Here is a 10,170-nt window from a genome sequence, read left to right as displayed (position 1 = left end):
CCGCGCAAGCCCGCGGCGAAGCGCGCGAAGCCGCTCGGCTCGGCCGCGGCACGCGCGGCGGCCGCTTCGTCGCCCGCAACCCGCCCGCCGAAACGCTCGACGTGACGCGAATCCGGTAGCAGGTCGATCATGCGGCTCGCGCTCGTTCTGATGGGAGGTGGCGCCCGCGCCGCCTACCAGGTCGGCGTGCTGAAGGCGCTGGCCGAGATCGCGCGCGAGGCCGATCCGAACCGGCATACGCTGCCGTTCGCGGTCGTGTGCGGCTCGTCGGCCGGTGCGATCAACGCGACGTCGATCGCGAGCCACGCGGACGATTTTTCGCACGGCGTGCGCCGCCTGCTCGAATTCTGGGAGCCGCTGCGCGCCGACTACGTGTATCGCACCGACTGGCTCGGCATCGCGATGGCGGGCGCGCGCTGGCTGGCGGCGATGACCTTCGGCTGGGCGGCGCGCCGCTCGCCGCGCGGGTTGCTCGACAATGCACCGCTCGCGCACCTGCTGCAGCGCGAGCTGAGCTTTCACCGGATCGAGCAGATGCTCGAGGGCCGCCTCTTGCATGCGCTCGCGGTTACCGCCCTCAGCTATTCGAGCGGGCGGCACCTGACGTTCTACCAGGCCGCGGAGCCGATCCAGGCATGGCGGCGCGCACAGCGCACCGCGCGACTCGTCGACCTGTCGGCGTCGCACCTGCTCGCGTCGTCGGCCATTCCGTTCGTATTCCCGGCCGTGCCGCTCGTGCTCGACGGACAGATCGAGTACTTCGGCGACGGGTCGATCCGGCAGATCGCGCCGCTGTCGCCGGCGATCCACTTCGGCGCGGACCGGATCGTCGTGATCGGCGCGGCCGATCCGCGTCCCGAAATTCCCGCCGCGAACGGCTCGGGGCTGGTGCGCGGCTATCCGACGCCCGCGCAGATCGGCCAGCAGGTGCTCGCCAGCGTGTTTCTCGATTCGATCGGCGCGGACATCGAGCGGATCGAGCACATCAACCGGATGATCGAGCACCTGCCGCACCAGGTCGAGGTGGACAGCGGCTGGCGGCACGTCGACGTGCTCGCGATCGCGCCGTCCGAGCGCATCGAGCTGATTGCCGCGAAACACCTGAAGCAGATGCCGGCGACGATGCGCGGGCTGCTCGGCGCGATCGGCGGCAGCCAGCCGGCCGGTGCGTCGTTCGCGAGCTATCTGCTGTTCGAGGAGGCGTTCACGCGCGAGCTGATCGAGCTCGGCTACCGCGACGGGCGTGCGCAGCGCGACACGCTGGCCGGCTGGATCGCGCATGCCGACGGCGGCAGCGCGGCGGCAGCCGGCATGCCGTCGGAAAACGGTCGCGCGGCCGGCGAAATGCGGGTCTGACGCGCGTCGAATGCACGCATAGGACGCTATGCTTACAAAACGGTTGCATTTTAGCGACGCTCGCCCGCGACAGATCGCCGCACCACGGTTGGCGGCATGCGATCGGGGCCGGCGTCTCGGAACGGTCATGCGCGCGTGCTATTATGGCCGCCGCCGTATATACCATATCGAGCAGCCCGCCGGTCCGGCGGCCGCACGGGAACCCGTCCGGGAACCGCGTGGCGCAGGGGACGGGCTCGCCAATGAGCCGGCTTGCGCCGGCCCCCACATCAGGCGTGCGCAGCCGGTTCCGTTCGAGTGGAGCGGGCTGCGGCACGTCGCGAGGCGGCAGCGCGGCCGCCCGGCTGCCGACGCGGAATCCGCGTCCGGCGGGCGAATTCACGCGTAAAATTAGAGTCTTGGCTGCAAAAAGCGCGCATGGCGCGCTTGCGCGGCAACAGTCACGTTGAGAGAAGTCGCATTGCGCAGAACAGGGGTGGGACCATCATGAACACCATGCTTTATCCGGAACTTTACAGGTCGCTCGAAGCTGTCCGCTGGGACATGGAGAAGGACATTCCGTGGGACAAGTTCGACGCTTCACTGCTCACCGACGAGCAGGCGAAGACGATCAAGATGAACGCGATCACCGAATGGTCGGCGCTGCCCGCGACGGAGATGTTCCTGCGCGATAACCAGCATGACAGCGACTTTTCCGCGTTCATGAGCGTGTGGTTCTTCGAAGAGCAGAAGCACTCGCTCGTACTGATGGAGTACCTGCGCCGCTTCCGTCCGGAAATGGTGCCGACCGAGGAAGAGTTGCACGCGGTGCGCTTCCAGTTCGATCCGGCGCCCCCGCTCGAGACGCTGATGCTGCACTTCTGCGGCGAAATCCGCCTGAACCACTGGTATCGCTGCGCGGCCGACTGGCACACCGAGCCCGTCATCAAGCAGATCTACGAAACGATCTCGCGCGACGAAGCACGTCACGGCGGCGCGTACCTGCGCTACATGAAGAAGGCGCTGAACAACTGCGGCGACGTCGCACGCGCCGCATTCGCGAAGATCGGCGTGCTGATGGCATCGGCGCGCCGTACCGAGAAGCCGCTGCACCCGACCAACCTGCACGTGAACCAGGCGCTGTTCCCGCGCGACACCGTGCAGTCGCGCCTGCCGGATCCGGAATGGCTCGAGCGCTGGCTCGACGAGCAGATCCGCTTCGACGGCGAGTGGGAAAAGAAGGTCGTCGAACGGATCCTGCACAACCTGTCGATCCTGTTCGAGCGCACGTTCGCGACCGCGCAGGAACTGAACCGCTACCGCAAGGAAGTCACCGGCCGCCTGCAGGCCGAAAGCGGCCCGTCGTCGACCGCGCAACCGGCCTGACGCCGACAGGCATCGCACCCGGCGTGAAGTCGCGCCGGTCGCGATCGCCACGCCGCATCCATGCATGAAGCCCGCCCGGCCGTCCGGCGGGCTTTTCATCTGGCGCCGCCGTGTTTCGTCACGGCGCGCATCGCTTACTCCAGCCGACCTCCGTCATGCCCGCTACCTTCGAACGCAAGCTGATCACCCGCGACGCCCTCGTTGCGCTACGCGCGTCGCTGACTTCGCCCGTCGTGTTCACGAACGGCGTGTTCGACATCCTGCACCGTGGTCACGTCACGTATCTCGCCGATGCCCGGGCGCTCGGCGCATGCCTGATCGTCGGCGTGAACAGCGATGCGTCGGTGCGCATGCTCGGCAAGGGCGACGACCGTCCGATCAACCGCGAGGAAGACCGAATGGCGCTGCTCGCCGCGCTGGAAAGCGTCGACTGGGTCGTGAAGTTCGAGGAGAAGACGCCCGTGTCGCTGATCGACGCGGTTCGTCCGGACATTCTCGTGAAGGGCGGCGACTACGACATGGACGCGCTGCCGGAATCGGCGCTGGTGCGCGGCTGGGGCGGGCGGGCGCTCGCGATTCCGTTCGAGCACGACCGCTCGACCACGGCGCTGCTGAAGAAGGTGCGCGCGCAGCAGTCCTGACGCGGGGGCGCGCCGTCAGGGCGCGGAGGCCGCGAGCGGCTTGCCCGTGAGGGCCGGCGCGGCGAGCGGGCCGCCGATCACGGGTTGATCGCTCGCCTGCGCGAGCGGCGTTGCACGCAGCGCATCGGGCTGTACCTGCCGGGACAGCACGCCGGGTTCGCGCGGGCCGGCTGCCGGCAGCGGCCCGAGCATGCCGTGCGCCAGCGCGAACGCGAGCAGGTTCGCGAGAAAGAGAACAGCGATCAGCCAGCGCAGCATCGTCGAAATTCCTCGTCGTTGGTCGGTCGTTCGACCATTCCGTCCCCTCGAGCCGGCCGTTTGGCCGGCTTTTCATTTGCGGCCGATGGATCATTCGCGGCGCTCGGCCGCGCGTGCGTGTGCCGCCGTCTGTAGCCGCCTGCACAGGGGCGGGCCGCGATGCGTGCGCGCGCGCCGTCATCTTGGCGAAACCCGCGGCACGGGCGTCCGGCCATGCGGCCGGCACGATGCCGGCCGCTTTCCGTCAGTCCTGCGCCGCCGTTTCCGCGGCAATCAGCGCGAGCCCCGACAGGATCAGCGCGTCGTGCCGCGTGTGCGGCAGCGTCAGCGCACGCGCGACGTCGTCGGCCGCGCCGCCGGCCAGCACGAGCCGCACCGGCGCCTGCCATGCATCGGCGAGGTCGCGCCACGCGCGTTCGATCAGCCCCGCCTGCGCATACAGGCAGCCGGCCGACAGCGAGCGCGGCGTATCGACCTGGAACGGCTCGGCCTGCGCGCCCGCGAGCAGCCCGCTCGCGATGTCGGTGGTCAGCGTCGGCAACTGCGCGGTGTGCGTGCCGAGCGCGCGCATCATCAGTGCCCAGCCCGGTGCGATCAGCCCGCCGGTGAAGCGGCCGTCAGCACGCAGCGCCTCGAGCGTCGTCGCGGTGCCGAACGTCGCGATCAGCAGATGTTCGTCCGGGAACGCCGCGCGCGCGCCGATCAGGCCGGCCCAGCGGTCGCTGCCGAGCTGTTCGGGCGCCGTGTAGCCGTTCGTCACGCCGCACTGCACGGGGCGCGAGCGGATCGTCGTGCGCGGCAGGCCCGGCCAGCGTGCGTCGAGCAGCGCGTCCAGCCGCGCGGCCACGTCGGCGCCCGCGACGTTCGAGATCCACGCGCCATGCGGACGCGGCAGCGCCGACCAGTCCGGATCGGCGCCGCCGTCGCGCGTATGGCCGAACGCGCCCGTGTCGACGAGCGTGTGCTGCGCGTCGGCGAGCGCCCACTTGATCCGGCTGTTGCCGGCGTCGATCAGCAGATGCGGCTCGCTCATTGCGCTTCGCGCAGCGACACGTCGCCGGCCGCGATCGCCTGCATGCCGTCCGGCGTGTCGAGCAGCAGCTGGCCGGTCGCGTCGATGCCCGTCGCGATGCCGCGCACGCGCTCGACGCCCTGTTCGAGCAGCACGACTTCGCGCCCTGCGTACGCGTGCAGCGCGTGCCAGCGCGGCAGGAACGGTGCGAGCCCGTCGGTTCCGAACTGCGCGAGCGCGGGTGTCAGCGCGTTCAGCGCGGCGGCGAGCGTGTCGGTGAGGTTCGCCGATGCGCACGCCGCCGACAGCGCGGCCGGCGGCAGCCCGCTCGCGAGCGTCGCGTCGCGCGCGCGAAGCGCGTCGACCTGCGCGGCGACGGCTTCCGCGCCGCGTACGTTGATGCCGAAGCCGATCACGACGGCGGTCGCGTCGGCGGTGGTCCAGACCGTTTCGATCAGGATCCCGGCGAGCTTGCCGACGATGCGCGGCGTGCCGTCGTCGGTGGCCGTCAGCAGCAGGTCGTTCGGCCATTTGAGCGCGATGCGCGTGCGGGCGTCGAGCGGCAGCGCCGCGAGGCCTTCCGCGAGCGCGACGCCGATCGCGATGCTCAGGCCGCCGAGCGCGTCGACGGGGCGCGGCACGATGCAGCCGACCGAGCACAGCAGCGCGTTGCCGGGCTGCGCGAACCACGGACGGCCTTGCCGGCCGCGGCCGGCCGTCTGCTCGAACGCGACGCGCACGAGCGGCGCGGGCAGGGCGTTCGCGGTGCGCGGCAGCGCCTTGAGGCGGGCCGCGACGTCGGCGTTGGTCGAGCCGGTGGCGGCGACGATATCCAGCGGCCACGCGCGCGGCGCGGCGTCCAGGTGCGCGTCGAGCCGGTTGCGCGCAATGTGCGCGTCGCCGGAATCGGGCGTGTCGGAGGAGGTGGGGGCGTTCATGGCGCCTATTGTAGCGACAGGGGGCGGGAGGAGCGTCGACGTGCACCCGGAACAACGGAATCGCGAACGGTGGGCTTCATTCCGATCGAGCGGACGTCGTATCCGGTCAAGTCCATCATGACCATAAATGCATGGCTTGTGCGGCTAGGGTCCGAGCCAGTTCACCCGCTGCTGCATAAACATACTGAGACTATGTCTGGTTATTAGTATTTCGAATTTGTCTGATTGAACTTGCTTTCGTGATTGTGCAACTTTGGGTGAGTCGGCTTCCCTGTATTGTGGAGAACGGAGATGCAATGAGCATCGAGCACGAGGCACGCGCCTATCTATTCAGCAATATTGATTCACTCACGGAGCGCGTCGGTCTATCCGCCGACACCTTCACGGTTGTGATGTGTTCCGCAGTAATTCGCGGGGGCAGCATCGAATGATTCGCTATTTTCTCGCCAAAGGCGATCGGGGTGGTAGCGCGGTGATTACCGAGGGGCTCGAGGATATGACGTGCTCGGATCCGCTGCCGAGCGTGAATATCGCGACGCTTTATATGAAAACGTACTGCACCGCCTGCAATCAGGAAGGGTTTATTTCACCGAGAGGGCCACGCTGGCCGGGCACGGGATCGAACGGCCAACCATGGGCATTGAGTGGCGACATCAATGTCTGTGGATGCAATCCGCCCCCGATCTTCCATGCCGAACGCAACATGATGATGACATTCGAGGCCGAGCAAGCGATGGAGACGATGACGGGAGGTCGAAGCGAACTGCACTCGTCGTCCTCGGCCTGGAGCGAACACGACGAGCAATACGTGATGCGCGATGCCAATACCGGTCGGCCATTGGCTCGCGTGCGGTACCGAATATTGACCCAGTCCGGCCAGGTGTTCAGCGGCATTACCGATGAGACCGGCCACACGCAACGCGTGAGAACAAGCGGGGCAGAGAACTTGAGAATCGATATTATCGAGAACGACGATGTCTGAAAACGATTATGAATACGTGACCGTTCATGATTCGGCCGTGACAAATACCACGCGAGGTTCGAAAGTCGAATTGTTATTGGCGCTCAACGGGCCGCCGATTTGCAAGAACATGACCGATGCCGAATTTCGGCGAAGAGTTTTGACGCTGCGCGACGAGGCTGTCGAGGTGATCGCACAACGCATTCATGAACTATCTGTATGGAAGGCGCCAGCGCAAGCGCGCGTGAGGGAATGGTTCGGGATAGCCGACGAGACAACTCGTGCAACGCTGCTTAACGGGCTGACGGCACTCACAACGGTCATGAACGGGCTGACTGCCAGGAACTTCGTTCGTTCCGACCACGAGCTAGACAGGGTATTAGGGTGCACTCCAAACACCAAAAACCTGGCCGGAGAGGTGGCACATGTCTGTGGCCCCGATACAGCAACGCATACAATCTCAATCAATTCGAGATTTTGCGAGTTGCCCGATCGAAGCGCCGGTACACTTTCGTCCATGCAACTCACGATCGTTCACGAGTGCACCCATTTTGCCGACACCTTTGGATCCGTTGACTACAAGAATACATATGGCCAATTCATGGGCAGACGTCTCGAAAAGGAAGAGCCGAGAATGGCGGTCAGGAATGCGGATAATATCGCTTGGTATATTTTGTGTGCTGATTAGCGTTGGTGTGCCTCATCTCTCTGGAAAAGCTTTCGCGTGTAGCGTGGCCTTGCAATATGGCGGGAAGCTTGAGAGCGGTGTTACATCCCTATCGAACGTGGACCGGGTCGAGCTTGCCAATCTGCTGATTACCGTCCGTGATAGCGCGGCGAGAGAGGGAGCCGTTGTAATTTATGGGTTTGCAAACGAAAACGAACGTAATGCGCTTGTGGTTGCGCGTCGCCGGGCGGAAGCTGTCCAGGAATATCTTTTGAGTCTTGGGGTTTGGCGGCACCGAATCAATGTCGATACCAAGATCTGGAGAAACGCGTCGCTTGTTCCCGTGAGCCAGCGTAACCAGATCGAGGTCGAGTTTATTCCCGCATGTTCGCCTGGCGGCTGTGAGAACCCTTGTGGTTAGTCGGCCCTGAATAATCCTGGCGGGCTTATGCAGAAAGGATGTGATGGTGAAACGGTGTTGTTGGATTTGCAAGGAGCAGGCATATTCATGCGTGAATCCTGCAAATCCTGACGAGGTATGGATGGGTCCGAAGACGCCGGTGCCAGAGGGGGATTTCTTCCGCCAACCGCTGCGCGAGCAGATCAACTTGAAGCATCCGTTGATTCGCCTGGCCGAGCTGATTGACTGGGAGCGGTTGCACACGACGATGAGTGCGAGCTTCGTGTCGCAGCGCGGCCGACCGGCGACGTCGCCGCGTTTGATCGCAGGGCTGCTGTACTTGCAGCATGCCTTCGACCTGTCGGACGAGGACGTCGTCTGGCAATGGCTCGAGAATCCGTATTGGCAGGTGTTCACCGGCGAGACGTACTTGCAGACGAGGCCGCCGATCGATCCGTCGAGCCTGACGCGCTGGCGCAAGCGGCTGGGCGAAGCCGGCATTGAAGAACTGCTGGCCGAGACGATCGAAGCGGCCAAACGCGCCAACGTCATCAAGACTTCGAGCCTGAAGCGGGTGATCGTCGATACGACGGTGATGGAAAAGGCGATTGCGCACCCCACCGATTCGCGCCTGCTCGAACGTTGCCGAGAACATCTGGTGAAGGCCGCGGCCCAGCACGGGCTGACGCTGCGGCAGAACTACAACCGCGAAGCGCCGCGTCTGGCGGGCCAGATTGGCCGCTATGCGCATGCGAAGCAGTACAAGCGGATGAAGAAAACGCTGCGTACTTTGCGTTCTCGAGTGGGGCGCGTGATGCGTGACGTCGAGCGGCAATTGGACGGCGTCGCCCAGCAAAGTCGCGCGGCGTTGGACGAGCTGATCGGCCGCACGAAGCGGATTCTCACGCAGAAGCAGAAGGACAAAAACAAGCTGTACGCGCTGCACGCTCCGGAAGTCGAGTGCCTGGCGAAAGGCAAAGCACGCAAGCCGTACGAATTCGGCGTGAAGGTGTCAATCACCACGACGCACAAGGAAGGTCTGGTGGTCGGAGCTCGTTCGATGCCGGGCAATCCCTACGATGGGCACACGCTGGCCGAAGCGTTGGAGCAGGCGGCGATCCTGAGCGACATTCAGCCAGAGATTGCTGTCGTCGACCGCGGCTACAAGGGCGTAGCGATCGATGGCGTGAAGGTCTATCACCCGGGCTTGCGACGCGGCATCACGCGCGGCCTGCGCGCGATGATCCGGCGGCGCAGTGCGATCGAACCGGCCATTGGGCACATGAAGGCAGACGGCAAGCTCGATCGCAATTGGCTCAAGGGTGCGCTGGGTGATGCCCTGCATGCGGTGCTGTGCGGCGCCGGGCACAACCTGCGGATGATCCTGCGCAAGCTGCGGCTTTTTTACGCCCTGATCCTCGTCGCTTTGCTCGGCGTCAAAATCGCTGTGCCGCCGGCGGCATGACCTCATCCGTGGACCAAAACGAATTGTTCAGGGCCGACTGGTTAAGCCATGCATCGTCCGGAGCGTCGACGACGGTGGCTTTGACATCTGGCGTGATGATTCGTTTTTCGGTGCGTGACCGGCGTGGCACGCCCGCGTTCTGCGCATCGCCGCGCCCTTGCGAGCGATCGATGCGCCGGACGTGACGTCATGCTCGCCGGTCAAGCGGCCGTTCTGTGGTCGCGTGTTCGCGCCTGCATGGCCGCTTCACTCACGGCCCCACCACCGGATGCTTCAACGCATGCGCGGTCTCGATCCACTGCGCGTGGAATTCGTCCGCGTCCGGCTTGAGGCCGAGCTCGCCGTTGCGATACGCCATCGCGAGCGTCTGCACGGCTTCCGGCAACTCGTGCTCGGCCGCACGGCGATACAGCGCGAGCGCGCGCACTTCGTCGCGCGGCACGCCGCTGCCGTCGCGGTACGCGTTCGCGAGCATGAAGTCCGCAGCCGGGATGTCCGCACGCGACGCGAGGTCGAACCAGTGCGCGGCCTGCACGGAATCGGCAGCGGTGCCGTAGCCGCTGCGATAGATCAGCCCGAGGTAGTACGCGGCCGCCGGATCGCCATGCCCGGCCGCTTCGGCGAGCAGCGCGCGGGCGCGGGCATAGTCCTTCGGGATATCGCCGCTGCCGAGCAGCAGCGCCTTGCCGAGCGCGAGCTGCGCACGCCGTGCAGCCGGCGCGTCGGCCTTGCCGGCCGCCGCCGCGGCCGTTTCCAGCCAGCCGCGCCCCTCGTCGCGCAGCCCCGGCTCACGCGCATCGACGAGCGCGATGCCGAGCGCCGCCTGCGCGTCGCCCGACCCGTGGCGCGCGAGGGTGCGCAACTGCGCGAGCGCATGCGGCTCGACGGCCTGCGTGACCATCGCCTGCCACTCGTCGAGCTGCGCGGTGCTCGGCGCGGGGCCGGCGGCACGCCAGCCGGTCGCCGTGGCGGCGACCGCGACAGTCACGGCGGTTGCCGCGAGCAGCGCGGCCGGCGGGAGTTTCGCGCGCAGCAGGCGCCGCGCGGCAGCGGCGAAGCCGGCTTCGGCCGGCCGCATCGTCCGGATCGGTTGCATCACGGGTCTCA

At 66.2% G+C, this 10,170-nt stretch carries 12 protein-coding genes; 8 read left to right on the top strand and 4 right to left on the bottom strand.

Annotated elements, in window-relative coordinates; all coding sequences use genetic code 11:
- Window positions 1-129 precede the first annotated feature (129 nt).
- The 3 genes from O1Q03_RS31090 (at window position 130) to rfaE2 (ending at window position 3,362) form a co-directional block, all read left to right on the top strand.
- Window positions 130-1,356, top strand: a complete 1,227-nt coding sequence (locus tag O1Q03_RS31090; protein ID WP_269508116.1) for a patatin-like phospholipase family protein — start codon at window positions 130-132, stop codon at window positions 1,354-1,356.
- Between the two features lie 486 nt (window positions 1,357-1,842).
- Window positions 1,843-2,721 carry a diiron oxygenase gene (locus tag O1Q03_RS31085; RefSeq protein WP_269508113.1) on the top strand — a complete coding sequence of 293 codons (879 nt, stop codon included), beginning with the start codon at window positions 1,843-1,845 and terminating at the stop codon, window positions 2,719-2,721.
- Between the two features lie 155 nt (window positions 2,722-2,876).
- Window positions 2,877-3,362 carry a D-glycero-beta-D-manno-heptose 1-phosphate adenylyltransferase gene (rfaE2, locus tag O1Q03_RS31080; protein ID WP_096507457.1) on the top strand — a complete coding sequence of 162 codons (486 nt, stop codon included), beginning with the start codon at window positions 2,877-2,879 and terminating at the stop codon, window positions 3,360-3,362.
- A 15-nt stretch (window positions 3,363-3,377) separates the two neighbouring features.
- Here rfaE2 and O1Q03_RS31075 read toward each other — a convergent pair whose 3' ends face one another.
- From O1Q03_RS31075 to O1Q03_RS31065, 3 genes are all read right to left on the bottom strand, one after another.
- The gene (locus O1Q03_RS31075) at window positions 3,378-3,620 is read right to left on the bottom strand and encodes a hypothetical protein (RefSeq protein ID WP_269508111.1); all 243 of its coding nucleotides are present in this window, start codon (window positions 3,618-3,620) and stop codon (window positions 3,378-3,380) included.
- Between the two features lie 244 nt (window positions 3,621-3,864).
- Window positions 3,865-4,653 carry a type III pantothenate kinase gene (locus tag O1Q03_RS31070; RefSeq protein WP_269508109.1) on the bottom strand — a complete coding sequence of 263 codons (789 nt, stop codon included), beginning with the start codon at window positions 4,651-4,653 and terminating at the stop codon, window positions 3,865-3,867.
- Window positions 4,650-5,570, bottom strand: coding sequence for a biotin--[acetyl-CoA-carboxylase] ligase (locus tag O1Q03_RS31065; RefSeq protein ID WP_269508106.1), 921 nt, complete (start codon window positions 5,568-5,570; stop codon window positions 4,650-4,652). Before O1Q03_RS31065 ends, O1Q03_RS31070 begins: the two co-directional genes overlap by 4 nt.
- A gap of 296 nt (window positions 5,571-5,866) precedes the next feature.
- Here O1Q03_RS31065 and O1Q03_RS31060 point away from each other — a divergent pair, with 296 nt between their 5' ends.
- The 5 genes from O1Q03_RS31060 to O1Q03_RS31040 all read left to right on the top strand — a co-directional run bounded on the left by O1Q03_RS31060 (window position 5,867) and on the right by O1Q03_RS31040 (window position 9,063).
- On the top strand, window positions 5,867-6,001 hold the full coding sequence (locus tag O1Q03_RS31060; protein WP_269508103.1) for a hypothetical protein: 135 nt from the start codon (window positions 5,867-5,869) through the stop codon (window positions 5,999-6,001).
- Window positions 5,998-6,552: a hypothetical protein gene (locus O1Q03_RS31055; protein ID WP_269508100.1), complete on the top strand. Its 555-nt coding sequence runs from the start codon at window positions 5,998-6,000 to the stop codon at window positions 6,550-6,552. Before O1Q03_RS31060 ends, O1Q03_RS31055 begins: the two co-directional genes overlap by 4 nt.
- Window positions 6,545-7,219, top strand: coding sequence for a M35 family metallo-endopeptidase (locus tag O1Q03_RS31050; RefSeq protein ID WP_269508097.1), 675 nt, complete (start codon window positions 6,545-6,547; stop codon window positions 7,217-7,219). Before O1Q03_RS31055 ends, O1Q03_RS31050 begins: the two co-directional genes overlap by 8 nt.
- 43 nt (window positions 7,220-7,262) lie before the next feature.
- Window positions 7,263-7,619 carry an OmpA family protein gene (locus O1Q03_RS31045; RefSeq protein WP_269508094.1) on the top strand — a complete coding sequence of 119 codons (357 nt, stop codon included), beginning with the start codon at window positions 7,263-7,265 and terminating at the stop codon, window positions 7,617-7,619.
- Window positions 7,620-7,740: 121 nt separating this feature from the next.
- A complete protein-coding gene (locus O1Q03_RS31040) occupies window positions 7,741-9,063 on the top strand; it encodes an IS5 family transposase (protein WP_269508091.1) in 1,323 nt (440 codons plus the stop codon).
- 250 nt (window positions 9,064-9,313) lie between these two features.
- Here O1Q03_RS31040 and O1Q03_RS31035 read toward each other — a convergent pair whose 3' ends face one another.
- Window positions 9,314-10,159: a tetratricopeptide repeat protein gene (locus O1Q03_RS31035; protein ID WP_269508088.1), complete on the bottom strand. Its 846-nt coding sequence runs from the start codon at window positions 10,157-10,159 to the stop codon at window positions 9,314-9,316.
- Window positions 10,160-10,170 lie beyond the last annotated feature (11 nt).

This window comes from Burkholderia sp. IMCC1007 (assembly GCF_027257875.1).
In the GTDB taxonomy this organism is placed as follows: Bacteria; Pseudomonadota; Gammaproteobacteria; order Burkholderiales; family Burkholderiaceae; genus Burkholderia.
This window is presented reverse-complemented; position numbering and strand designations above follow the sequence as displayed.